The sequence below is a fragment of the Kribbella sp. NPDC002412 genome (assembly GCF_053592935.1).
Genome location: NZ_JBSFBL010000025.1, coordinates 68,372 through 92,572, shown reverse-complemented (window position 1 = coordinate 92,572; position 24,201 = coordinate 68,372). Strand labels below are relative to the sequence as shown.

The window sequence follows — 24,201 nt, the reverse complement described above, 5'->3', positions numbered from 1 at the left end:
TAGCCAATCAGCCAGAACCGACAATCCCTGTCCTCGAAAGGAGGCCGTCGCACGGTTGCCCTCACGTCGAAGGATGGAGCACCCGGCGACAAGCACAAGTGAACGAGATGGAGACTAGGGACCGGCGGGTGCAGCGGGTTGTGGTGGGCATCTATCTGGGGATTCCGGTGGTGCTGCTGGGGGTCGGGGCCTGGATCAGTACGGCGGGGTCGCCGGCGGTGTGGATCGGTTGTGTGGTGCCGGCCGGGATGCTGGTGCTCGGGTGGGTGCTGCGCCGGCGGCATCGGTACCAGCCGCGGTGGTGGGCCGGGATCGGTGGGCTGTTCGGCGCGGTCGGCGGGTTGTTCGTGACGCTGTTCCCGTTGGCGGTCGGGGTGTGGTGGCCGGTCTTCCTGGCGCTGCCTGCGTTGCTGGCGGGGATCGTGGCCGGTGCTGCGCTGGGCCGGTACGCCGATCGCGTTCTGCTGGTGCCCGTCGTACCTGAGCTGGCGGAGACGCCGTACGAGCTGATCTTCCGGCTGCGCGGGTTGCAGCTGACCGCGGTGCTGCTCGGCGCGGACAGCTTCACGATCCAGAGCCGGCCGGTCCTGCGGTCGCAGAAGATGGAAGACCTCGGCAAGACCTACCCGTTGAGCAGCATCACCGGCGTCTTCGAGGTCGCACTCAGCGGCGTGGAGCGCCTCAAGTTCCCGATCCCGCTGCCGCACCCACCCGTGGTCACCGAGGGCCCCGCCGTCATCCTGCAGGCCTCCGGCGACGACTGGGTCCTCCCCACCAACCAGGCGACCACGCTGATCGACCTCCTCAACCGTCGCAGGTCCACCGCATAGCCAGCCCCCACCCAATATCCGTGTACTGCGCCCCCGGGAACACGTCGTCGTACAACTCCCGGAACTGCGCGCGAGACAAGTACCGATCACTCGCCAGGTGGTCGAGCCACGGCCGGCTATGCCAAAACCGAAACTCGAACCAAGCATCCCGCCACCCCAACTCGGCCACGCGCCGCGGAAACCCACGCCACGCGCCGATCACGTACAGCACCCGCGGCGGCGTCGGGTAGAGATCGCACACGTTGTCCACCACCGCGACCGTCCCACCCGGTCGCACCAACGACTTGAGGTGCTCGAGCCCACCCCGGTAGTCCGGCAGGTGATGCATCATCGTGTGGCTGTACACGAGGTCAAACCCCCGCTCCGCCACCGCAAACACATCCGCGACCCGGTACTCGACATTTCCCCGCGCCCGCTTGGCCTGCGCGATCTCGATCATCGGCGTACTGAGATCCACCCCGAGCACCCGATCAAACTGCTCAGCCAACCGCACCGCGGCATGCCCCGACCCACACCCCGCATCCAAAGCCCGCCCACCCCGCAACCCCAGCCCAGCCACCCACTCGGAGTTCTGCCCGGGCTGCAGGGATATAAAGCGGTCGTAGCCGGCAGCAAAGCGATCGAATGACGCAGGATCAACCATGGCCGGTACGACGCGGCGAACGCCGTACTGGTTGAGATCTTTGCACCGGATGGACCGGGTGCCACGCTGCAAAGATGTGGGCAAGACGAGTACTGGCGACGCTCATGACAGCGTCAGTGGTGGGGGTCCAACTCGTCGGCGCACCTGCGGCGCAGGCGGCTCCGGATCCCTTGCTCCAAGTGACGGACGTGACGCTCGGCCCGGTTTCGGTCGCCGTGTCCGGTCTCAACACGGTGCCGGTTCGGATCACGGTGACGGGCGGTTACGCCTCCACGGACCCGAACGACGCGAACATTCCTCTGGTGGTTCATCTCGAGCGGACCGGCGGCACCGGCCGGCTGGCGCGGATGATCTCGACCGACCTGCCGCGGGTCGCCGGCACCACCCAGGACGGTGTGTGGGCCGGGCCGGTCAACGTCCCGTCCACGGCGCATGGCGTGTTCAAGGTGACGGGTGTGGAAGCCGGCGCTTTCTTCCCGGTCCCCGACATGACCGATCCGACGCCGTTCGACGGGCCGACGCTGTCGGTCACCGGGTCCCACCTGCCGAGGCTCACCGCGAAGGTGAATCCACCGGTCGTGCCGTTCGGATCCGGATTCTCGATCACCTGGGCGGTGACGGACTCGGCGACCGGCAAGCCCTACGGGACCAGCATCGCCGTACTGCTGGCCAGTGACGCCGGGTGCCTGGAAGCCTTCGGCCCGAACACGCTGCGGACCAGCACGAGCGGCCTGCTCACCAAGGCCTATCCCGCATCGGCAGCCGTCGACAACCAGTGTCTCCTGATCCGGAACGGGCCGTTCAACATCGCCGGCCTGGGCCTCATCGTCGCCCGGCCTGGGATCGTCTCGGCGGTGCCGTCCGCGACCAGCGCCCCGGTCGGCACGATCGTTCCGGTCAACGGCAACGTGCTCGGCCCGCCGGTCGGGTGCCTTGTGCTCCTGCAACGTCTGACGGGCGCGACCCAGTGGCGTGGGGTCAGCACCGGAAGCGTCCGGCAGAGCGGCCGGTTCACCGTGCCCGCCCAACCGGCGTACCAGGGGTTGATCCCGTACCGGGTCTACTTCGCGACCTGCGGCAGGTACCAGACCGGAGTGAGTCGGACGTTCTACATTCGCGGTCTGTGAGCGCGCGTCAGGAGGCCGAGGCCTCCCGCTCCTTGCGGGCGGTCTCGGCCTTTTCGGCCTGCCAGCCGTCTTCGTTCTTGCCCAGGCGCCAGTAGCCGGAGAGGGAGACGCGGTCGCGGGGGAGGGCGCGGTCGGTGAAGAGGTTCTTGCGGATGCGGAAGACGAAGCCGGCTTCGCCGTGGACGAAGATCTGGGGCTCACCGGGCGGGAAGTCGAGCGCCTCTACCGCCGCGACCAACGCGTCACCGCGGCCCGAGGAGCTGCCGGCGCGGTGGAACCAGGACACGTCCAGGTCGCCGGATCCGCTGAACTTCTGCTCCTCGGTCTCGTCCTCCACCTCGAGCAGGACGGTCGCCCGGGCACCCGGCGGCAACTGCTCGACCGCGGCGCCGATCGCCGGCAGCGCGCTCTCGTCGCCCACCAGCAGGTGCCAGTCGGCCGCGGCGTCCGGCGCGTACGCGCCACCCGGGCCGTTGAACCACAGCACGTCACCCGGCTGCGCCGCCGCGGCCCAGGGCCCGGCCACGCCCTCGTCGCCGTGGTGGACGAAGTCGATGGTCAGCTCGCGGCTGTCCTCGTCCCAGTTGCGCACAGTGTAGGTCCGCATCGTCGGCCACTGCTCGGACGGGTACGTCTCCCGGATCACGCCCATGTCCAGCGGCTCCGGGTACTCGACGCCCGGCTTGCCGAACAGCAGCTTCACGTAGTGGTCGGTGAAGCCGTTGTCCACGAAGTCGTCGGAGCCGAGCACGACCCGGATCATGTGCGGGGTGATCCGCTCGGTACGGCGGACGACCGCGCGCTTGCAGACGCGGTTGCGGCGAGGTGCGGGGCTGGTCACGGGACCACGGTCCTCTCGGAGTACGGCGGGCGGCCCGGTCAAGGCCAGCAAGTTAGGACTACCTAACTCAGGCTAGCTCACCTGTCCCAGGCCGCCGTACCGTCGTCTCAGAGACCGCGGATGTAGAACGCCTTGCTCACCGCGGACTGGAAGTTCTGGCAGGCCGGGAAGTACACCCGGTACGGGATGAGTCCCTTGTACGCCGGCTGCGCGTTGACCGTGAACCGGCCGCTCAGCCGGACCGCGTTCGAGCTCACCGATCGCCACTGCGTCGCGCCGTACAGCCGCTGCAGCCAGACCTTGCAGTTCGCCGGACCGCCACCGACCGAGCCGTTGACCGGTACGACGGTCCCGACCGGAGCGCTCGCCTTCGACGGAGCCGCCGTCACGTACGTCGACCGCGCCACTCCGAGCCCCTTCCCGGTGATGTCGGTCGGCTTGCCGGTGATCCGCAAGCAGTTGACCCACGAAGCGTCGGCTGCCGTGTAAGCCTTGGTCACGATCCCGTCCGTCCCCGTCCGGACGACGTCACCGCCGGCGTCCTCCGCGCACCCGTTGTCGATCGCCAGCAGCACGGTGATCCGGGTCCCGTACGGCCTGCCGGTCGCGGAGTCCGTGACCGCCCAGCGGATCGAGTACGGCGACCCGAGCGGCACGATCCGCGGCGACACCGCGGCGGTGATCTTCGGCAGGTGGAAACCGCTGACAGCCAGCGCCGGACCGTCGTACGGCGTCGGCTCGCTGAAGTCACCGGGGAAGGGGTACTGACCGAACTGCACACCGGTGACCTTGAACGTCCCGTTCGCGGTCGACGGCACGTACACCGGCCCCTCCCAGACACCGTCCGCCACTGTGCCGGACTTCAGCGGGAGGAGGCTCGACCACAGGGTCCGCGGCCACGCCGTACCGCCCTGGCGCTCGAGGATGACGAAGAGCGTGGTGCTGCCGCCCGTCTCCCCGGTGTACTTCGCTTTGACCGTCAGCTTCACCGGCGCGAGATTGAGCCCGGACACCGCGACCGTCGGACTGCCCAGGTCGACATCCGTGATCGCCAGCGCCGGATCCGGCGCCGCCTGCGCGGCCGGCATCGCGGTCAGCAACAGCCCCACCAACGGCGCTGCGAACAGCGCCGCCATCACTCGTCTGATCACAGTCGGCTCACGTCCCTCGGATGTAGAAGACCTTGCTCAGGCCTGCCTGGTAGCGATGACAGGTCGGGAAGTACACGCGGTAAGGAATCAGCCCCCGGTACGCCGGCTGCGCGGTCACCGTGAACCGCCCACTCTGCCGTACGCTCCCCGAACTGACCCCGCGCCACTGCGTAGCGCCGTACAGCCGCTGCAGGACCACTGGACACCCGTGCGGTCCACCGAGCACGCCGCCGTTGACCGGCACGAGCGCGCCGACCGGCGCGCTCGTCTTCGACGGCGCCGCCGACACGATCCCGGGCCGGGCCACGAACAGCCCGAGGCCGTTGATGTCGAACGGCTTGCCGCTCAGCCGCAGGCAGTTGAGCGCGTCGGCCCAGCCGGCCTGGTACGACCGGGTCACGAGCCCGTTCGTGTCGGTGCGGCCGAGGTAGCCGCCGACGTACTCCGCGCACTCGTTGTCGACGCCGAGCAGCACCGGGATCCGGGTCCCGTACGGCTTACCGGTCGCTGAGTCGATGACCGCCCAGCGGATCGAGTACGGCGACCCGAACGGCACCGCCTTGGGAGTCACGGACGCGGTGATCTTCGGCAGGTGGTACCCGGCCACGGTCACCGTCGGGCCGGCGAACGGCGTCGGATCGAGCGGACCGGGAGGCACGTACCCGAAGGGCATCGCGTACACACCGGTGACCTTGAAGGTGCCGTTCGCGGTCGACGGCACGTTCAGCGGCCCTTGCCAGACGCCGTTCTGCGTCGTGCCCGAGATGCGCTTGAGGTCGGTCGAGAACAGGTACCGCAGCGGACCGGTCCCGCCGGTGCGCTCGAGGACGACGTACAACGTCAGGTTCGCGTCGCCCGGCTCGCTGGAGTTGTACCCACCCGTCACGGTGGCGGTGATTGGCACCAGGTTCAGCCCGGAGACGGCGACCGACGTACGGCTCAGGGTCACGTTGGTGACCGTCAGATTCGGATCCGGTGCGGCTTGGGCGGTCGGCACCAGTCCGAGGAACAGCAGTGGCGCTGTGAGGAGCGCCGCCATCACTCGTTTCGCCCACATGCAGGCAGCGTGACAGTGGCCTGTCACGCTGCCAAGAATTCTTCCGGATCACTGCTCGATCGGGCTGATCCGGTAGACCACTTAGATTCCGCGGATGATGAACGCCTTGCTCGCGCCGGCCTGGAAGCGGTTGCAGGTCGGGAAGTAGACCCGGTAGGCGATGTTGCCCTTGTACGCCGGCTGCGCGTTCACCGTGAAGCGACCGCTCTGCCGCACCTCGCCCGTACTGACCCCGCGCCACGCACTCGCGCCGTACAGCCGCTGCAGCACGACCTTGCACTTGTACGGCGCACCGGCGACCGAGCCGTTGACCGGGACCACCGTGCGACGAACAGCCACTGCCCGCCGATGTTGTACGGCTGCCCCGTCAGTTGCAGGCAGTTCAGCGCGTCGGCGTCTGCCGCCCTGTAGGACTTGGTCACGATGCCGTTGGTGTCGGTCCGGACCCACACCGCCTCACCGCCGGTGGACTCCGCGCACGCGACGTCCACGCCGAGCAGCGCCCGGATCCGGCTGCCGTACGGCTTGCCGGTCGCGATGTCGGTGATCGCCCAGCGGATCGAGTACGGCGACCCGAACGGCACCACCCTCGGCGACACCGACGCGGTCACCTTCGGCAGGTGGGTCCCGGTCACCGTGAGGCTCGGGCCGTCGAACGGCGTCGGGTCGACCGGCGTGCCGCCGATGGGCGCGCCGAACGGACCGGTCATCACGCCGGTCACCTTGAACGTGCCGTTCGCGGTGGACGCCGCGTTCAGCGTCCCCGTCCACACGCCGTCCTCGACGGTGCCCGCGGTGCGCTTCAGGTCGGTCGAGAAGATGCTCTCGAGCGGCCCGGTCCCACCGGTGCGCTCGAGGACCACGTTCAGCACGATGTTCTCGTCGTCGGGATGACCCGAGCTGTAGCCGCCCTCGACCGTGACCTGGACCGGGGCGAGGTTGAGCCCGGAGACCGCGACCGCGGTCTTCCCGAGCGTCACGTCGCTGATCTTCAGGTACGGGTCCGGGCTCGCCTGCGCCGCCGGCGTCCCACCAGGCAACAGCCCCACCAGTGGCGCGACCAGCAGCGCCGCCATCACTCGTTTGATCCGCATGCGCGGAAGCCTGACAGCGGTCTAGTGCGGAGCCAAGCGACTTGTCCGAACACTGCGCGATCGGGTCGCGCGAATAGACCGGTTCAACCCGCGGCAGGCCAGTGTTCACCCGCCGGCCACACACCCACCGTGTCACGGACGGTTACGGTTCGCACCCTGGTCCGGTGAGCCAGGTCTTCGGTACGCCGCGATACCCGGCCTACACCGTGGATCGCAAGGACACCTTCGGCCGGCCGATCTCGGTGGACCTGCGCACTCCGGAGAGCAACTCGGTGCTGTTCACCGGGCCGCCCGGGATGGGCAAGAGCCTGGAGCTGGACCGGGCCGGCGCGCTGGCCAAGCGCCAGGGCTGGCTCGCGATCCGGGCGGACGCCGCGCCCGAAGAGCCGCTCGAGTACCGGTTGTCCCGCTACCTCACCGACAACCTCGACACGATCAAGAAGCAGTACGGTCGTGGCGCCGCACGGGAGCTGGGCAAGATCGCCAAGGAGCTCGCGCCGCCCAAACGCAAGGGCCGCCAGCATGGCGTCGAGGGCCGGTTCGGGCCGTCGCCGTTCGCACAGGCAGTGATCAAGACGCAGTGGGAAGCGGGCGACGACCCCCAGCTGCGCAAGACGCTGACCCAACTGGCCGAGCAGCTCGGGGAGATCGCGGCGAACCGCAAGCCGCCGGAGCCCGTGATGCTGCTGGTCGACAACCTCGACGTCGCCTCGCAGCGGGACCTCGCGGTGGTCACGCAGCTGTCCGAGCACCTGGAGCGGATGAAACGGCCGGTGTTCCTGATCGCGGCGGGTGGCGAGATGTCGGCGACCCGGCTGATGGCGGCTTCCGCCGGCGAGGGCAGGATCGCGACCGGCGTGACCAGCCGGTTCGACATCCGCGAGGTCGGCCCGCTGTCCGATGCGGAGCTCCGCCCCGCGCTCACCGAGCCGCTGGACGACGCGCGGATCCCGTACCAGGCCGAGGCGATCGACCGGCTGGTCAGGTCGGCGAACGGCGATCCGGCCCGGCTGCGCAGCCTGGCCGAGACCGCGCTGCCGATGGCCCAGCAGTCCGGCGGCGTGACTGTCGACGTGGCGAAGACTGCAACGGTCGTGGTGAACGACCAGTCGCGGCACGTCTACCAGGCCGCCTGGAACAACTGCACCGACACGCAGAAGGATTTGGTTGCGAAGGTCGCCGTCCACGGTCCGCACGGCATGGCGCTCCCCAGTGAGGGCGGGCTGGCCTCGATCGGCCGCTGGCAGGAGCTGGACGCGGACCGCCAGCACCTGGTTGCCTCAGGCATCCTTCGGGAGGGCGGTGGCCGGCTCGCGGTCGCCAACCCGGGCATGCAGGACTGGGTCCAGACCCGCGTCGGCCAGTCCGCGGCCCACCTCGGCGTCGCGCCGCTGACCGCCCCCGGCCAGGCCGCCGCGGTCGAGTCCACGCGGCCCGGTACGACGACCCGCACCTACAAGGGCATGTCGTTCGAGATCAAGAACTAGCGCTACCGCCGGGCCCGCTCCGGATTGCTTGGCTTCGGAATGCGGAGGGCCGGGTTGCCGCGGTGCCGGCCTGCGGGTGCCTGCGACGCGCGAGCGGCGCCGCGCAGCATCCAGAGGGCTAACAGGACCGCAGCGATCAAGCCGGCGACACCGGCGTAGTCGGTCAAGCTCATGAGATCTCTTTCATCGGCGGGTGCTCTGTTCCCTCTCCGTCCCCACCCCACCGCCCCGGTCAGGGGGCGGCGAGGTTCCGCGAACTTCTGACCGGGAGGGACGCGGGTTCGGCGAGTCCGTGATGGCACCGATGTGCCGTGGCCTGGGTGTGCCAGGAGGTGGGATCGCCTCCGCGTCGGCGGGCCTGGTTAGGTGGGCGCACGAGAGGGGGTCAAACGATGGAGAACGGCGCGTTGCTGGACGCCCGCGAGGAGCAGGCGTACCGGTTGCTGGTCGGACTGTCCGCGGCCAGGCCGTCGGAGCTCGCCGAGGTGGCCGAACTGCCGCAGCACGAGGCGGACGAGGTCCTCCAACGGCTGCACGCGAAGGGGCTGGTCACGGTCCAGCACGCCGACGGCCCGGTGTTCCGTCCGCTCCCACCCGACGTCGCGCTCGGTACGACGCTGCTCCGCCGGCAGGAGTCGCTGGAGGCGGCCCGCAAGACCGTGGCCGCGTTGAGCGAGGAGTTCCGGGCGAGTGCGAGCCGCCGGGACGCGCACCACCTGGTCGAGGTGATCGTCGGGGCCAACGCGCTCCGCGAGCGCCTGCGCGACCTGCAGGAGTCGGCCCGCGAGGAGATCCTCTGGTTCTGCCGCGCCAACCCGCTCGCGATGCCCGGCGCCGAGAACACCGAGGAGTACGGCGCGCTGAGCCGAGGTGTCCGGTATCGCGCGATCTACGAGCGCGCCCTGCTGGAGACGCCCGGTGAGCTCGACACCATCGCGGAGGGCATCAGCTGGGGTGAGGAGGCCCGCACGCTGCCGACCCTTCCGGTCCGGCTGGCGATCGTTGACCGGGCGACGGCGGTCTGCCCGCTGGTCCGGGACGACGAGGTGGGCATCGGCGAACCGACGGCCGCGGTGATCGGCCGCGGCCAGTTGCTGGACGCTCTGCTGGCCCTCTTCGAGAGTCACTGGGAACAGGCGACCCCGGTGAAGATGCACGCGGACGCCGCCGGGGAAGTCGAGGGTCTCGACGACTCCGAACGCTTCCTGCTGTCGTTGCTGGTGGCCGGTGTGCCGGACAAGTCGATCGCGTCCCAGCTGGGGATCAGCCGCCGTACCGTCCAGCGCCGGCTGGACCGGATGATGGTCCTGGCCGGTGTGGACACCCGGACCGGGCTGGCCTTCCAAGCGGCCAAACGCGGCTGGATCTGAGCCGGGGCAGCCCCCGCTGCCCCGGCTCGGTCCTGCTACTTGACGCCGTACGCGCGGATGACGGTCTGCGTCACCGCGGCGCCGGTGCCGTCCGTCGCACGGACCTTCAGCGAGACGGTGCCCTGCGCGGACGGGACCACGGCCAGGTAGTGGCCGAGGGCACCTACTACGGCGAGCTTCTTCCAGCTCTTGCCCTCGTCGTACGACGCCCAGGCCTGCAGCGCGGTCGACCGGGCTCCTCCGGTGACGTTGAAGCCGACCGCGTGGGTGCGGGCCGCGACCCGGCCGGTCAGGTCGACCGGAACCGTGTAGCCGACCTGCAGCAGCGACAGCGGCGTCGCCTTGTCCTCAGCCGTCTTCTTCGACCGGAACTCCCACGAGGTCTGCGTCCGGCTGCCCCAGTTCCACTCGCCCTCGGTGTCGGCCCGCTCGGTCGACAGGTCGAGCTTGTACGACGCGTCGCCGCTGGTGGTGATCACATCCGCCCAGGCGTTGGGCAGCTCCGCGATGGCCTCGCCGTTGCGGGACAGCACCGCGGACGACGCCGTGGTCTCGCCGATCGTGTAGTGCCCGGAGGCGTCCACGAACGACGGGATCCGCAGCGACAGCCGGTCACCGGTCCGGGTCGACGGCGTCCCGGCGATCGCCGCCGGACGGACGACCGGGCCGAACCAGGTCTCCGACAACTGACCGCCCGGGTAGCTGCGCGGGTCCTCGACGAGTCCGCCGCGGAGCGGGTTCATCTCGTCCCAGGTGTAGAGGTGGTGCACCCGGTGCTGCCAGAGCGAGTCACCGGACGTGACCCACTCCTCGCGCACCTTCGGCGTCTCGACGAACCGCTGCGAGTCGTTCCAGGCGTACTCCTGCCACGGCCGCCAGCCGAAACGCTGCTCCTTGGCCCAGTTGAAGCCGCCGTTGTCGGCGTACCGGGTGGTGATCCGCGCGCTGTTCGCCGGGCTCACCTTGTAGGTGATCTTCGCCGGGATGAACCCGTTGGAGACCTGGTTGACGTCGTACAGGTACGGGCTGGAGGTGGTCAGCGTGAGGTCGATCGTGGCGCTGCCGCGCTTCGCCCGCTCGATCAGCTTCTGACCGTCGTTGAACCCGGTGACCATCGCCGGGATCGGCTCCCGGTCCCCGATCGGGCGCCACACCGTCCAGGCCGACCAGTCCGCCGGCCGGACCAGGATGACGGCCGCTGCACCCGCCTTGGCGGCTGCGGCGATCTGCTCCTGCTCGCTGCCGTTGCCCCAGCCGTCCTCACTGGAGTTGATCACGGCCAGCGCGCCCTTCACGCCCTGCAGCGTGGAGTCGGCGTAGACCATCGGCAACCGCCTCGTCTTGCCGTCGTACGACGGTGAGCGGTGCAGCAGGTTGATGTCGAGCGGACCGGTGACACCCTGCACCGTGGCCTGGACCAGCGGCGCGACCAGCTGCCAGCGGGACGAGAACTCGAACGTGCCCTCCTGGACCGGCTTGGTCGCGGTCACGTTGACCTGCTTGACCGTGCTGAAGTGCATGACGCCGTGGCTGATCGACCGGCCGTTGCCGTACACCCGGTGTACGTAGTAGCTCAGGATCGCCTGCTGCTCCGACGGCTTCGGCGTCTCGATCGTGATCGGGGCCGCCTTGCGGGCGTCGATGACCACCTCGGTGTCCTTGCCGACCACGACGTTCGGGTCGGTGAACAGGCTGGCCTGCTCGTTCTGCGGGTCGTAGTTCTCGACCAGCCCGTGCAGCAGGTAGGTGCCTTCCTCGACCTCGGCGGTGATGCTGTCGTTGTCCGGGATCCAGGCGAGCACGTCCGACCGGGAGTTGTCACCGAACAGCGCGACCACCGGGACCGGCGACGGCTGACCGTCCAGGCCGACACCGCGCAGGGTGATCTTGTACTTCTTGCCCTGCCGCAGCGCGCCGACCGCGGTCTGGACGACGACCCCGTCGGCGCCGGTGGCAACGATCCGGCCGCTGTGCAGGCCGCGGTCGAGCTTGGCCGCGTCCAGGTTCACCGGCACGTCGACGCTGCCGTTGGCCGGGACGGTGACAGTGGCCGGGACACCGAAGGCGTCGGTCTCCGGCTTGCCCGCGTCCAGGTTGGTCACCGTGGTGGACAGGCTGAGGGTGACCGGGCTGTCGCCCGAGTTCCGGTAGGTGATGGTCCGGGTGCTCGCGTCGGTCAGCGTCTGCAGGCCGAAGTCGGCCACCGCGCTGGCGGTGACCTGCTGCGACGTCGCGCGTGCGAGGTCGACCCGGCCGGCGCCGTTCGCGTAGACGGACTGGTCCGGCTGCGACTTCGACGTGCTCACCAGCGCGTCCTTCAGCTGGCCGGCCTTCCAGTCCGGGTGCTGCTGCGCGAGCAGGGCGGCCGCTCCGGCCACGTGCGGCGCGGCCATCGACGTACCCGAGGCTGCCGTGTAGAGGTTGTCCACCGGCTCGCCCATGGCGGTCCCGGCGGCGCGGGCGGCGACGATGCCGACACCGGGAGCAGAGATCTCCGGCTTGAGGCCGGCGTCGCCGAGACGCGGTCCACGGCTGGAGAACTCCGCCAGCGCGTCGTTCCGGTCCACAGCGGCCACGGTCAGTGCGGACGCCGCGGCTCCCGGCGTACCGACCGACTCGTCGCTGCCGTCGTTGCCGGCGGACACGACGAACAGGGTGCCCGTCTGCGCGGTGATGTCGTTGACAGCCTGGCTCAGCGGGTCGAGACCGTCGGTCGGGCCACCGCCGAGGCTCATGTTGACCACCTTGGCGCCCTCGGCAGCCGCCCACTCCATCCCGGCGATGATCCAGGAGTCGTAGCCGTAGCCGTCGTCACCGAGCACCTTGCCGACCAGCAGGTCGGACTTCGGCGCGACGCCCTTCCGGGTGCCGCCCGCGCCCGCTCCGGTGCCGGCGATCGTGGCGGCGACGTGCGTGCCGTGCCCGAAGTGGTCGGCCGGACCGGTCGCGCTGCCGGAGAAGTCCTGCGCCTCCTGCACCTTGCCGGCCAGGTCCGGGTGCTGGGCGTCCACGCCGGTGTCGAGTACGGCGACCTTGACGCCGGACCCCTCGTACCCGGCCTGCCACGCGGCGGGCGCGCCGATCTGCGGGACGCTCTTGTCGAGCACCGCGCGCACCTTGCCGTCGAGCCAGATCTTGCTGACGCCGCTGTTCAGCGAGCGGGCGCCGGCGGCCGGCTTCAGCGACTTCCACAGCTCGGGCAGCTGGTCCTTCGCCGCGTCGACAGCCCGGCCGCCGATCGAGCTGAGGTCGCGCTTGGCCGTCGTGCCGGCCAGCTCCTGCGAGCTGCGCAGGCCCTGGTCGTACTTGACGATCAGCGGGAGCTGCTGGGCGGCAGAGTCGCCGTACCCGTCCGCGATCAGCTCCTCGACGTCGAACAGGTCGGCGTCCAGGAGGCCGGTCGAGATGTACGGGACGGCGTCGGCGGGCAGCACCCGGAGGCCGCCGTCGACCTCGATGGTGTGGAAGGTGACCCGCTCGCGGCCGGCCGCGGGGGTGACGGTCGCCGCCTTCTTGCCGGCGCCCGCGTCGCTCACCTCGACGACGTCGCCGGTGATCAGCGTGACCTTGGTGGTGGGGCCGGCGTTCCCGGTAGGTGTCGGTGGTGGCGGTCCGGCGGCGGCCGGGGTCGCCGTGACCGCGCCGAGGGTCAGCAGTGCCGCGAGGGTGGCGGCAGTGATCCGGTGGGGGGACATCATTCTCCTTAGAGGCTGGGGGCAGGCGCACCTCTCTTCCGGAGAGTTTGCAATCTGGTCACGAAGATCCGCCCTGTCCATCACTGCCGTCCCTGCGACATGGCACAAGCACGCCACGAACCGGCACCATCGTCCCCATGACCGAACAGCAGGTGGCACGCAAGAGGGTCCTCAAGTGGGCCTGGGTCGGCACGTTCCTCGTCGGCGCAGTGCTGTACCTCCTCGTCCTGGCCGTCCTGACCGACACCGGCAACCCGAACCTCGTCCCGACCATGATCCTGCTCGGGGCGCTCGTCGTACCCCTCACTTTCGTCACGTTCGCGGCCGGCCGCTCCGGGCGCTGGCTGATCGACGGCCCGACGCTCGGCGGCTGCCTGCTGTTCGGCGGCGTCGTCGGCGTGGTGGTCGCCGGCCTCCTCGAGTACGACGCGATGCGCCGGCTCGGCACGCTCCCGATGGTCGGCGTCGCTCTGATCGAGGAGGCCGCGAAGCTCCTCGTGCCGGCCGCCCTGGTGATTTTCTTCGGCCACCGCTACCGGACGTCGCTAGGCACCGGCATCATCATCGGCGTCGCAGTCGGCACCGGCTTCGCCGTACTGGAGACGATGGGCTACGCGTTCGTCGCACTACTGCAGTCCAACGGGAACGTCGGCGCCGCCGAGGAGACCCTCTTCATCCGCGGCCTGTTGTCACCAGCCGGCCACGCCGCCTGGACCGGCCTGACCTGCTGGGGCCTGTGGCGCTTCGTCACCGACCCGACCGGCAAGCACTTCGCCGGCTTCTTGGGGATGTACGCGCTCGCGGTCGCCCTGCACACCACGTGGGACGGCATCGGCGGGTGGGTCACGTACGTCGTGGTCGGCGCGATCTCGATCGGCCTGCTCCTGTACGGCCTCAAGCGCGCCCAACGAGTGGACAACCGAGTCATGGCGTCGTGAGAAGGCGAAGAAGATCGTCCGCGACATGAACAGCGACTTCTCCCAGTGGGGCATCGAGGACCTGAAGAAGGAACTGGGCGACACGCTGTGGTACGTCGCGGTGATCGCAGGCTATTTCGGTGTTTCGCTCGAGGACGTTGCCCAACTCAACATCGCAAAACTGGGCGACCGGCAGCAACGAGCAATGCTCGGAGGCAGCGGCGACAACCGGTAGGCGGATCTCCCGGGTCGCAGAGGGCTGACTCACGAACCAGCGCCGACGGGGCGGGCTCACGACCACGAGCCCGCGACACGACCGGCCGGTCGACGAGGGCAACCTTCTCTGCACCAAGGGGTGCTGACCGGACCCGGCGCCAGGCAACGGGGAGTACCGCCGCGGACCAAAGGCCGGCGGAGTCGCCGGCGAAGGTCACCGGTGGGGGTGACGATCAGCCATTCAGCGGCCTCGATCAGGGACAGACTGTCGGCGCGGGCGAGGGCGGCCAGCATCCGGGCGGCTTCGGCCGGGGTGATGCGGTGCCGGTCGATCAGGATGCCTTCGGCGATGGCGATCGTCTTGTCGTGGTCGAGGTCCATCGTGCGGACTCACTCCCCGGGCGAGGGCGGTTCGGGTTCCGCAGAGCCTCGTCGTGGGGCGGTGGAGCCCCAGCGGATTCACGTGTCGCCGGTGGCTAGTCCTGTTCCCGCCGCTGTTCATTGATACGCAGAGCTTCGGCGAGTTGGTCTTCCAAGATGATGATCCGGCAGGCGGCCTCGAGGGCGGTGCCCTGGTCGACGAGTTCACGCGCGCGAGCTGCCAGGCGGAGCTGGTAGCGGGAGTAGCGGCGGTGGCCGCCCTCAGAACGTTGCGGGGCGATCAGCTTCGCCTCGTCCAGGCTCCGCAGGAACCCTGGCGTGGTGCCGAGCATTTCCGCGGCCCTGCCCATCGTGAAAGCCGGGTAGTCATCATCGTCGAAGTTGGCCGGCCCGGCCGGGGTTGAACTCATCGGGGTCTCCGTGTGCAGTCTGGGGTCATCGAATCTCCATGCCGAAGGGCCCCGGTGCCGAAGCACCGGGGCCCATGGGTTGTGGATTGGCACCATCTACCGGCCGTGAGGCCGGTCTTGCATGTCCGCAGCGCGCCACGTGAAGGCCGTCACTGCGGGGATCGCTGAATGCGTAACCGAAGACCACCTTCCCATCCGATGGAACTACGGCACCCGCCCGGCGAAGTACTGGCCCTGGCGGGCGATCCGACGGTGTAATCCCTTCCCTTCTCTCTCGAACAACAACTACCTACTGCTACTTCAACTACAAACAGCAACTACTACTGCGGGTACGGAACTGCGCACTACCTACTGCGACTACGAAACTGCGACTTCCGACTACAACTGCGAACTGCAACAGCTACTTCCATCCGTCAAGCCTGGAACCCTCTCCGACCGCTGGCTCCAGTGACTCTGACCGGATCCTGGCGGGAAACCCGAGCCCCTTCGCTGATCGGCCCGGCGGAATCCGCCGTCGTACGCACTTCACAATCACACTCTTGGACAGGACGGTAGCTGTCCACGTCAGCTTCGCTGTTCTTCTCTGTCGACACGAGAAACTCTACACACCGCACCCAGCAATGTCTAATCCCGCCACCACAGATATTGAGCCTGTCGCGGGACAGCTTTCGAGGTGCTGCGAGGAGCCAGGCAGAGGGCCTGGCTATGCCATGCGCTTTGACGTGACCGGCACGGATGAGCTCCGAAGTCATGAGGTCTGGATGGTGGGCACCCTTCGAGCGTGACCTGGACCAGTTCGCCGGTGTCGCGGTTAGAGAGCTTGGAGCCGGTAGGCCGTGCCACGCTTCATGTAGCGGCGGTCGTTCTCGCTCGCGGTGCGCTTGCCACTGCATTCCGTCGTGGGTGAATTGTTCTTCCAGTCCGACGGCTTCGGTCGCGGCCAGCAGGTCGCGGAAGTACAACCACTGGTTCGTCACATGGTCGACGAGCAACGGGAGCATTGGCTGCCGGGCCTGGGTCCGGTCGGCCATCCGCTCGTTGATCCGCCGGCGCTTGAGGTGGGTGCGGCGGACCTCGGCCTTCCGAACCGGGCAGGGAGCGACCCAGTGCGCCCACAGTGCCGGATCCTCGCGTGGGACTTCCACGGGCCGGCTCAAGAACCACCAGCCGGCGACAGCACAGGGCAGTCAATGAAGCGCGGCAGCGCGTGCAGCCGAACGGGCGGGATCGGCGGCGAAGCATGCGACGGAGGGGGCGGGCGTAGCGGCTGCGTGCGTAGACAATCCGTCCACAGTGGACCTACTGTCCACACATGAACCCTGAGCAGCTTGCGCCGATCGGCGCAGCGTTGGCGCGGTTGTTGTCGCCGCACGCGGAGGTCGTGCTGCACGATCCGGCAACTGACGAGATCGTCGCGGTCTGGAACCCGCTGTCCGGCCGTGAGCCGGGCGATCCCTCGCTGCTCGGCGAGCTCAACGAACTGTCCCCGACCGACCCGGACGTCTACGGGCCGTACCCGAAGGTGCTCCCGGACGGCCGCCGGCTGTCCAGCATCAGCGCGATCATGCGGGACGCCGACGGCAAACCGGCGTACGTCTTCTGTGTCAACGTCGACCGCACCGCCTTCGAGGAGGCGAGCCGCCTGCTGGCCGCCTTCGCTGCGCCGGCGCACGGTCAGCCGCGGGTCCTGTTCGAGCACGACTGGTCGGAGACGCTGAACGAGATCGTCGCAGAGTACGTGCGCGACCGCGGTGTCGCCGTGGACCGGCTCACCCGCGACGACCGATTCGAACTGCTCAACCGGCTCGACGCAGCCGGCGTGCTGAGCCAGCGACGGTCGGTCCCGGCCGTCGCCCGCGCCCTGCGGATGTCCCGCTCCGCGCTGTACCAACTGCTCGCCCAGACCCGGAAGGAGCCCCATGCCGACCCTGCCTGACTTCCGGCTGGAGACGTACTTCGCGAAGTGGGAGTTCAACGCCCGCTACCACCTCACCGCCTCCGACGCACAAACCCACAGCCTCAGCGAGCTCCTGGAATTGGCCGACGACGACGGCCGAGAGCGCTGGGAGTCACTCACCCTCGGCTACACCGAAACCCGCGGCCTGCCTGCCCTCCGCGAGCAGATCGCCGCGACGTACGACGAGGCGGAGCCCGAGGACATCCTGTGCTTCGCCGGCGCCGAGGAAGCCATCTACCTCGCCATGCGCGCCCTCCTCGAGCCGACGGACCACCTCGTCGTACTGACGCCGAACTACCAAGCAGCCGAGACAGTCCCACTCGCGGTCTGCGAGGTAACCGGCGTCCCACTGCGCCCGGAAGACAACTGGGCCCTGGACGTCGACGCGATCGAACGCGCCCTGCGCCCGAACACCCGCATGGTGTCGGTCAACTTCCCGAACAACCCCACCGGCGCGGTCCCCACCCAAGAAGCCTGGCTGGACCTCGTCCGGCTGTGCGACGAGCGCGGGATCACCCTGTTCAGCGACGAGGTCTACCGCGGCCTCGAGCTCACCCGACCACCGTTGCCCCAAGCAACAGACCTCTCGGGTACGGCGCTCTCCCTCAACGTGATGTCCAAGGCATACGGTCTGCCCGGCCTCCGGATCGGATGGATCGCCTGCCGCGATCGCGCCGTACTCGACAGGCTCGAACGCGCCAAGCACTACACGACCATCTGCAACTCCGCACCGAGCGAGGTGCTCGCCCTGATCGCCCTGCGCGCCCGCGACCACCTGCTCGACCGCAACCGCCGGATCCTCGCCGAGAACCTGCCGGTCTTCACCGAGTTCTTCGCGCGCTACCCGGATCTGTTCGAGTTCACCCCACCCGACGGCGGCTGCGTCTGCTTCCCGCGCTACCTCGGCTTCGACGGTGTCGAAGCCATGTGCACCGATCTGGTCGAACAGGCCGGCGTACTCCTCCTGCCCGCCAGCATCTACAGCTCCGCCCTCACCGAGACCCCGACCGACCGCTTCCGCGTGGGCCTCGGCCGCAGCAACCCGACCGAGGCCCTGGCGGCCTGGTCCGACTGGCTGGAGAAGCGCGGATGACCCTGCCCGTCATCGGCCTCCCCCAGATCAGCAAGGCCGCCACACCGGACCTTGTCTTCACCGCGGTCCGCGACGCGTTGATCGCCCACGCCGAGGGCCGTACGGCGGTCCCCGCGCCCATGGTCCTCGACTTCCCACAGCATTCCGGCGACTGCCACGTGAAGGCCGGGTACGTCGAGGGATCGCCGTACTTCACGGTGAAGATCGCCAGCACGTTCGCCTCGGTCAACAACGGCCTGATGCTCGTGGTGGACGCGACCAACGGCACCCCGGCCGCGGCCCTCGCCGACGAAGGCAAGCTGACAGCCTGGCGTACGGCGGCCGCGGGAGCACTGATCACCGACGCGATGACCCCGCCTGAGGTGGACGAGGTCGCCGTACTCGGGACCGCCGAGCAAGCCCTCCTGCAGGTGCTGTGGTTGCGGCACCTCCGGCCGCTGCGACGCGTGAAGGTGTGGGGCCGGCGACCAGAGGCTGTGGACAAACTCTGCGCCGCCTTCGCCCAGGAGGGCCTGGACGCCCGGCCCGACGCCCTGGACGGCGCACCCTGCGTGATCGCGACGACGTCGGCCCGCTCGCCGCTCCCGGTCGAGGCGTTCCGCACGGCCGTCCACATCACCGGCATCGGCACCGACATGCCCGGAAAGGGCGAGTTGCCACCCGAGGTGTTCGCGGGCGCCCTGATCGCCACCGACGACCACGCCCAATGCCTCGACCACGGCGACTACGGCAACGCGGTCCGCACCGGGGTAGTGCCCGACAACGCCGACATCGCAGTCGGCGCCGTACTCCGCGACGGCACGGACCGCACCCGCCGATCGATAGCCGACCTCACCGGAATCGGCGCCACCGACGCAGCCGTCGCCGCGGCGGTGGTGGGTGCCCTTCGATGACCGCGGGGTTCAGGGCCAGATCGAAGAGATCCATTCGGGGTGGTCGATGAAGGGGTTCCGGTTGTGCTGGTAGGTGGTGTAGATGACCTCGTTGCGGCGCTTCTCGAAGGCGTCCGGCGGGTCGGCGGCGGCCCAGGCCTTGAGGACTGAGAGCTTGCCCATGTAGGGGGCGCTACCGTTGCCGACCAGGTTGTTGAGCTCGAGGTTCGCGAAGCCGTCGTCGCCCTCGTAGCGGACCGCCATGTAGAAGATCATCCGGGCGACGTCGCCGCGGACCGCGGCGCGCGGCGCGAAGGAGTCGCCGTCCACGGTGCAGCCGGAGCACTCCGACACCGCCGAGCCGCCGTTGTCGAAGTCGAGGTTGCCGCGGGACGCGTTCACCGACACGTCCTCGGGGCGGAGGTGGTGGATGTCGGTGCCCGGACCGGTCGCCGTACCGAAGTCGCCGTGCGACTTGGCCCAGACGTGCTCGCGGTTCCAGTCGTTCGGGTCGCCGCCGCTGGTGCTCTTGCTCTGCGAGCGACCGGAGTAGATCAGGATGACGTTGTTGCTGTTGGCCGGGTCCTGGTCGGTGTCTTTGAGCGCGTTCCAGACCTGGTCGTAGGTCAGCTTGGTCTGGTCCGAGATGATCGTGTGCAGCGCCGCCTTCAGCGCGGCACCGGTCTTGCCCTCCGCGCCGGCGTAGTAGTCACCCGGATCCGGTCCCGGGTCGGACGAGCTGCCGCCGCTGAACGCCGTGGTGTCCTTCAGCCCGGCGTGCGAGAAGTAGGCGCTCAGCGCACCGGTCACGGTGATCTTCTGCCCGAGCAGCCCGGGGTTGCTCTGCAGTCCGTACGACGACCGGAACGCCGAGGTGATCTGGACGTACAACATCGACGACGTGCTGGTCTGCGACGCCGAGTCCGCCAGCGCGAGCGCGTAGTCGTTCGGGAAGTTGCTCCGCACAACGGTGCTGGTCGCGGTCGGCTGGCCGACGACGTACCCGGTGACCGTTGCCGTCGACCCGTCCTGGCGGCCGATCGCCGTACTCACGGTGATCGAGGTCGCGGCCGACGACGGCGTGATGCCGAAGCCGAGCAGCGCGAGCACGACGCTGACGATCAGGGTGGGACGTAGGACGCGAGAACGAAGCACGGCATCTCCCAGGGGCGGTTGGGGACCACTGCGTCGCGGTCAGTCTGCCCAGCCGGGCCGGCCGTCGAACATCCACGCGGCAAACGAGGAGTGAAGAGTTGAGTCGGTGGGGCGGTGAGCGAGTGAGTGTCGCTCGCCGCCCCACCTAGGTGTATGGGCCCCCATCAGGCCGCGACGAACTGCCGCGAGCTGCTCTGCCCATCCACCAGTGAGGCGCTACTGGCGGGCAGCACCTCACCGACACGGTGGCGTGGTGCGGACGCCGTTAACGGACCGTACTCAGTCCGGCACACAATGTCCACAGGTCAGAGCACCCGTCTCACCCTACTGACGAGTCACTGAACACGCAGTCTCTCACCGGGGCTTCTTCTTGGCGTTGAGGTAGGTGAGGCCGCCGAAGGTGTACATGGAGAGGCCGAGGGCTGCCATGAGTGCGATGACTGGCCAGTGCCACTGGGGTTCGAGGTGGAGGGCGAGGAACCAGGACTTGGTGGTGGTGTTGTCGGTGAGTTTGAAGATGGCGGGTACGACGGCCTGCGGGAAGAGTGGGATCGCGCCGAAGCCCAGGCAGTAGTTGGCCAGCGTTCGGCGCCAGCGGGGGATGTGGTCGTACTGGGCGGCCTTCTTGGCCTGTTCGGTGGTGGCGCGGCCGTGGCGGAACAGGGTGAGGAGCTCGGGGCCGCGCTGCTCGAGGCGGGTCGCTGCGAGTCGGCCCAGGTACCACCAGGCCAGTACGCCGGAGGCGACGCCGACCGGGACGCCCCACCAGGACCAGGCCAGGGCGGCGGCGAGTGCTGGGCCGGCGGTGACGGACACCAGGATGAGCATCACCCAGACGATGCCCATCGTCTCGCCCTCGTTCTCGCCCGAGTTGAGCGGGTTGCCGGACCGCTTGTGCGCATCGGTCGTCGGTACGGCGGCGAACACCGAGCAGGCGACGACCAGACCGGCCGCACCACCCAGGAGCGCCGGCAGCACGCTCAGGACGAGCGGCCACGCGCTGGCGGAACCGGACCACCACGTCAGGAGCAGGGTGATCAGCAACGTCGGCGGACCGAACACCAGCAGGAACGCACGCTGACGAGCCCTGACGTCGGGCCCCGCCGAGCCGGGTGTCATCAGCGTTGTCCACAACGCCGTACCGTCCGAGCCGTACAGGTTGGACGACATCGAGCCGGCCATCACTAGGGCTGCCGGACCGGCCCAGGGGAGCATGCCTTTCCAGCCGATGGCGAGCGGCATGAGGCAGAAGAACAGTCCGTAGCAAATCGCGAACACGGCCCGGTGCCCGTAGAGCAGGTCGCGCGTCCAGGACCGGAGCTCCTTGGCCCCGGCCGCGTCCCATGGACCCGTGGCCGTCAGCAGCCGTCGCGGCTTGCGGCCGGAGCGGGTGGCCGTCGTACGCCGTACCAGGAGAGCCGACCAGCCGACGAACATGACCACGGCGAGCAGTGCTAGACCGGCGAAGGCCAGCAGGACCGGCAGCCAGTCGCCACGCCCGGCGGCCCCCACTGCGACCAGACCCCAGCCTGACGGGGCAACCCGTGCCCCTCTCGCCATCGTGCCCTGCACGTCGGTGGACACGAAGGCGACGATCAGCGCCCACCCCTGCGCGGTGAACGCCAGAATGAACGCGTTGACGACAGCAGCGAGTACGGCGCCGGACCGCACCTGCAGGAGTACGCCGTACACCGCTACAGCGAGCCTGGACGCCAGGACGAAGCACAGGAGCTGCAGAGCCACAGCGGGCAGCGCGATCAGGGTTGCAGCGACGGACAGCTGAGCTCCGACGACCACCAGGCTGAGCAGGGCGAGCAGGCTGATGGCTGGGGCGACACCGGCCAGCGCGGCGGTGAGAAGTCCGGCGGACAGCGTGCGCGGGCTGAGCGGGAGCATGCTGAAGTACTCAGGCTTGAGCGTCTCGTCACCGCCACCGGCGAACAGCGGGCCGACGATCCAGCCCAGCATCCACACCGCCAGCGCGACGACGAGCAGGTCCATGTCGCCCCGGGCGGCCACCCAGATGGTCCCGCCGGCGAGCACCAGCCCGACGAACGCGCCGGTGCCGATCCAGCTGACCCGGTTCTGGTCCTTCAGGGCGTGCCGGAACGCGGCCAGCCGCATCCGGACCAGCGTCTGCGACGTCGCGTACGTCAGGCCGACAGCCACGACAGTCCCTCCGCACCGCGCGTCGAGGCGCCGACCAGCGACACGAACGCGTCCTCCAGGCTGCCGCCCGCCTGCACCTCGGAAACCGTGCCCGCGGCAACGACCTTGCCGTCGGCGATCACCGCCACCCGGTCGCACAGCTGCTCGACCAGAGCCATCACGTGGCTCGACATCACCACCGAGCCGCCGTCGGCGATGAAGCGGTTGAGGATGGTCCGGATGGTCGCGGCCGACACCGGGTCGACGGCCTCGAACGGCTCGTCCAGCACCAGCAGCCGCGGCGCGTGCAGCAGCGCGACGGCCAGGCCGAGCTTCTTCCGCATCCCGGTCGAGTAGCCGATCACCTGCTTGTCGTCCTCGTGGTCGAGCTCGAGCACCTCGAGGAGCTCCGTAGTACGGCGATCGACCTCGTCCGCCGGGAGTCCGCGGAGGAGGCCGAGGTAGGTGAGCACCTCACGCCCGGTCAGCCGCTCCGGCATCCCGAGCCCGTCGGGCAGCACGCCGACAAGCGCCTTCGCCTCCGTCGGCTGCGCCCAGACGTCGACGCCGAAGATCTTCGCCGTACCGGAGTCGGGGCGCAGCAGCCCCACCGCCATCGACAGCGAGGTCGTCTTGCCGGCGCCGTTCGGCCCCAGCATCCCGAAGAACGACCCCTTCGGCACCACGAGGCTCAACTCGTCGACCGCCCGCTGCTCCCCGAACACCTTGGTCAACCCGACCAGCTCGAACGCGTGCTCCATGCCGGTAACTGTGACACCCACCCCGCCACCCCGGCGTCCGCCCGCGGACCGATCCGCGGAGTCCGCCTCAGGTAGTGGTGCGGTCGACGGAGCGGGGGTCGGTGACGGCTCGGGTGCGGTAGATCGCGCCCTTGCGGGCGGCGGCGCGCCAGGGGCGGGCGTGGGCGAGCGGGACCTGGAGGGCCGGGTCGTCGCGGTCGATGGTGGCGACGGTGAGCTCGGACTTGCCGGCGAGCTGGGACGCGTACGTGCCGTCCGGGGCGATCAGGCCGGACGTCATCAGGTCGACGGTCTGGGCGGGCAGCGACATCGCGACCCAGTAGCAGTTGATCGCGGCGTACGCGCGGGCCTTCACCTCGAAGACCTCGTCGACCGGGTACGCCGACAGCAGCAGGCACTCCACGCCGAGCTGCTCGTACTGGCTGAACAGGTGCGGGAAGTTGACCTCGACGCAGATCATGCAGCCGAACCGGTAGCCGTCGACGTCGAACACGACCGGGTCGAAACCGGGCGCGTAGAAGTGGTTGATCTCGGTGTTCGAGCAGAACCGCTTGTCGTACCGGTCGACCAGCTCGCCGGCGTCGGAGATCACGTACAGGCTGTTGTGCGGCCGGTGCGGCGGCGTCAGCGGGTGCGCGGAACCGAGCACGACCCAGATCTTCAGCTCGGCGGCCAGCGCCATGATCTTCTCGAGCTCCTCGCGGACCACGTCCCAGTCGACCTGCGACCAGTCGGCGACCTGTTCCTTCGCGTACCCGCTCAGCATCCCTTCCGGGAACTGCACCAGCCGAGCCCGCCCACCCGCCGCCTTCCGCATCAGCGCCCGCACGGTCTTCCCGTTCACCCTGGCGTCGGCACCGATCACCGGCTGCGCAATCCCAACCCGAATCCCCGTCACCGCCCTACGGTCTCAGGCCCCACCCACAGAACTACGGACCGCCACGACCGGCTCGGCAGGGTGATGGTGAACACACCCCCGGAAATGCAAGAAGTCCC

Annotated in this window: 22 protein-coding genes; 9 read left to right on the top strand and 13 right to left on the bottom strand. The window is 69.3% G+C overall.

Annotation, left to right across the window (positions count from 1 at the left end; genetic code table 11):
- The first annotated feature begins 107 nt into the window (after positions 1-107).
- Positions 108-830, top strand: coding sequence for a hypothetical protein (locus tag ACWCOV_RS21240; RefSeq protein ID WP_449831008.1), 723 nt, complete (start codon positions 108-110; stop codon positions 828-830).
- Here ACWCOV_RS21240 and ACWCOV_RS21235 read toward each other — a convergent pair.
- Entirely contained in the window at positions 805-1,473 is a 669-nt protein-coding gene (locus tag ACWCOV_RS21235; RefSeq protein WP_449831007.1) for a class I SAM-dependent methyltransferase, read from the bottom strand. The genes ACWCOV_RS21240 and ACWCOV_RS21235 overlap by 26 nt on opposite strands.
- Before the next feature lie 104 nt (positions 1,474-1,577).
- Here ACWCOV_RS21235 and ACWCOV_RS21230 point away from each other — a divergent pair, with 104 nt between their 5' ends.
- On the top strand, positions 1,578-2,600 hold the full coding sequence (locus tag ACWCOV_RS21230; protein ID WP_449831006.1) for a hypothetical protein: 1,023 nt from the start codon (positions 1,578-1,580) through the stop codon (positions 2,598-2,600).
- 7 nt (positions 2,601-2,607) lie between these two features.
- Here the strand turns inward: ACWCOV_RS21230 and ACWCOV_RS21225 are convergent, their stop codons facing one another.
- The 4 genes from ACWCOV_RS21225 to ACWCOV_RS21210 all read right to left on the bottom strand — a co-directional run bounded on the left by ACWCOV_RS21225 (position 2,608) and on the right by ACWCOV_RS21210 (position 6,743).
- Positions 2,608-3,441, bottom strand: a complete 834-nt coding sequence (locus ACWCOV_RS21225) for a siderophore-interacting protein (protein WP_449831005.1) — start codon at positions 3,439-3,441, stop codon at positions 2,608-2,610.
- 107 nt (positions 3,442-3,548) lie between these two features.
- The gene (locus tag ACWCOV_RS21220) at positions 3,549-4,592 is read right to left on the bottom strand and encodes a hypothetical protein (protein ID WP_449831004.1); all 1,044 of its coding nucleotides are present in this window, start codon (positions 4,590-4,592) and stop codon (positions 3,549-3,551) included.
- A 7-nt stretch (positions 4,593-4,599) separates the two neighbouring features.
- Complete coding sequence (locus ACWCOV_RS21215; RefSeq protein WP_449831003.1) at positions 4,600-5,649, bottom strand: hypothetical protein; 1,050 nt, start codon at positions 5,647-5,649, stop codon at positions 4,600-4,602.
- Between the two features lie 188 nt (positions 5,650-5,837).
- Positions 5,838-6,743, bottom strand: coding sequence for a hypothetical protein (locus ACWCOV_RS21210; protein WP_449831002.1), 906 nt, complete (start codon positions 6,741-6,743; stop codon positions 5,838-5,840).
- Between the two features lie 164 nt (positions 6,744-6,907).
- On the opposite strand from ACWCOV_RS21210, the gene ACWCOV_RS21205 reads away from it, so the two are divergent.
- On the top strand, positions 6,908-8,230 hold the full coding sequence (locus tag ACWCOV_RS21205; RefSeq protein WP_449831001.1) for an ATP-binding protein: 1,323 nt from the start codon (positions 6,908-6,910) through the stop codon (positions 8,228-8,230).
- A gap of 2 nt (positions 8,231-8,232) precedes the next feature.
- Here the strand turns inward: ACWCOV_RS21205 and ACWCOV_RS21200 are convergent, their stop codons facing one another.
- Complete coding sequence (locus ACWCOV_RS21200; protein ID WP_449831000.1) at positions 8,233-8,403, bottom strand: hypothetical protein; 171 nt, start codon at positions 8,401-8,403, stop codon at positions 8,233-8,235.
- A gap of 219 nt (positions 8,404-8,622) precedes the next feature.
- On the opposite strand from ACWCOV_RS21200, the gene ACWCOV_RS21195 reads away from it, so the two are divergent.
- The gene (locus ACWCOV_RS21195) at positions 8,623-9,600 is read left to right on the top strand and encodes a helix-turn-helix domain-containing protein (protein WP_449830999.1); all 978 of its coding nucleotides are present in this window, start codon (positions 8,623-8,625) and stop codon (positions 9,598-9,600) included.
- A gap of 35 nt (positions 9,601-9,635) precedes the next feature.
- Here ACWCOV_RS21195 and ACWCOV_RS21190 read toward each other — a convergent pair whose 3' ends face one another.
- Positions 9,636-13,295, bottom strand: coding sequence for a S8 family serine peptidase (locus ACWCOV_RS21190; RefSeq protein ID WP_449830998.1), 3,660 nt, complete (start codon positions 13,293-13,295; stop codon positions 9,636-9,638).
- A gap of 137 nt (positions 13,296-13,432) precedes the next feature.
- Between ACWCOV_RS21190 and ACWCOV_RS21185 the strand changes: the two genes are divergently transcribed.
- Positions 13,433-14,233, top strand: coding sequence for a PrsW family intramembrane metalloprotease (locus ACWCOV_RS21185; protein ID WP_449830997.1), 801 nt, complete (start codon positions 13,433-13,435; stop codon positions 14,231-14,233).
- Between the two features lie 25 nt (positions 14,234-14,258).
- Positions 14,259-14,447: a MazG nucleotide pyrophosphohydrolase domain-containing protein gene (locus tag ACWCOV_RS21180; protein ID WP_449830996.1), complete on the top strand. Its 189-nt coding sequence runs from the start codon at positions 14,259-14,261 to the stop codon at positions 14,445-14,447.
- A 56-nt stretch (positions 14,448-14,503) separates the two neighbouring features.
- On the opposite strand, the gene ACWCOV_RS21175 is transcribed toward ACWCOV_RS21180, so the two are convergent.
- Together ACWCOV_RS21175 and ACWCOV_RS21170 are read right to left on the bottom strand one after the other, a co-directional pair.
- The gene (locus tag ACWCOV_RS21175; protein ID WP_449830995.1) at positions 14,504-14,809 is read right to left on the bottom strand and encodes an ANTAR domain-containing protein; all 306 of its coding nucleotides are present in this window, start codon (positions 14,807-14,809) and stop codon (positions 14,504-14,506) included.
- A 95-nt stretch (positions 14,810-14,904) separates the two neighbouring features.
- A complete protein-coding gene (locus ACWCOV_RS21170) occupies positions 14,905-15,219 on the bottom strand; it encodes a helix-turn-helix domain-containing protein (RefSeq protein WP_449830994.1) in 315 nt (104 codons plus the stop codon).
- A 1,312-nt stretch (positions 15,220-16,531) separates the two neighbouring features.
- Between ACWCOV_RS21170 and ACWCOV_RS21165 the strand changes: the two genes are divergently transcribed.
- Genes ACWCOV_RS21165 through ACWCOV_RS21155 form a run of 3 tightly spaced genes read left to right on the top strand, consistent with a single transcriptional unit; the run spans position 16,532 to position 19,162 of the window.
- The gene (locus ACWCOV_RS21165) at positions 16,532-17,155 is read left to right on the top strand and encodes a helix-turn-helix transcriptional regulator (protein WP_449830993.1); all 624 of its coding nucleotides are present in this window, start codon (positions 16,532-16,534) and stop codon (positions 17,153-17,155) included.
- Complete coding sequence (locus ACWCOV_RS21160; protein WP_449830992.1) at positions 17,139-18,269, top strand: aminotransferase class I/II-fold pyridoxal phosphate-dependent enzyme; 1,131 nt, start codon at positions 17,139-17,141, stop codon at positions 18,267-18,269. Before ACWCOV_RS21165 ends, ACWCOV_RS21160 begins: the two co-directional genes overlap by 17 nt.
- Positions 18,266-19,162 (top strand): ornithine cyclodeaminase family protein, encoded by an 897-nt coding sequence (locus ACWCOV_RS21155; protein ID WP_449830991.1) that lies wholly within the window; start codon positions 18,266-18,268, stop codon positions 19,160-19,162. The genes ACWCOV_RS21160 and ACWCOV_RS21155 overlap by 4 nt, the downstream gene beginning before the upstream one ends.
- A 9-nt stretch (positions 19,163-19,171) precedes the next feature.
- Here ACWCOV_RS21155 and ACWCOV_RS21150 read toward each other — a convergent pair whose 3' ends face one another.
- From ACWCOV_RS21150 to ACWCOV_RS21135, 4 genes are all read right to left on the bottom strand, one after another.
- Positions 19,172-20,296: an endonuclease gene (locus ACWCOV_RS21150; protein WP_449830990.1), complete on the bottom strand. Its 1,125-nt coding sequence runs from the start codon at positions 20,294-20,296 to the stop codon at positions 19,172-19,174.
- 354 nt (positions 20,297-20,650) lie between these two features.
- The gene (locus tag ACWCOV_RS21145; RefSeq protein ID WP_449830989.1) at positions 20,651-22,465 is read right to left on the bottom strand and encodes a hypothetical protein; all 1,815 of its coding nucleotides are present in this window, start codon (positions 22,463-22,465) and stop codon (positions 20,651-20,653) included.
- On the bottom strand, positions 22,450-23,226 hold the full coding sequence (locus ACWCOV_RS21140; protein ID WP_449830988.1) for an ABC transporter ATP-binding protein: 777 nt from the start codon (positions 23,224-23,226) through the stop codon (positions 22,450-22,452). Before ACWCOV_RS21140 ends, ACWCOV_RS21145 begins: the two co-directional genes overlap by 16 nt.
- 46 nt (positions 23,227-23,272) lie before the next feature.
- Positions 23,273-24,103, bottom strand: coding sequence for a carbon-nitrogen hydrolase family protein (locus ACWCOV_RS21135; RefSeq protein WP_449830987.1), 831 nt, complete (start codon positions 24,101-24,103; stop codon positions 23,273-23,275).
- Positions 24,104-24,201 lie beyond the last annotated feature (98 nt).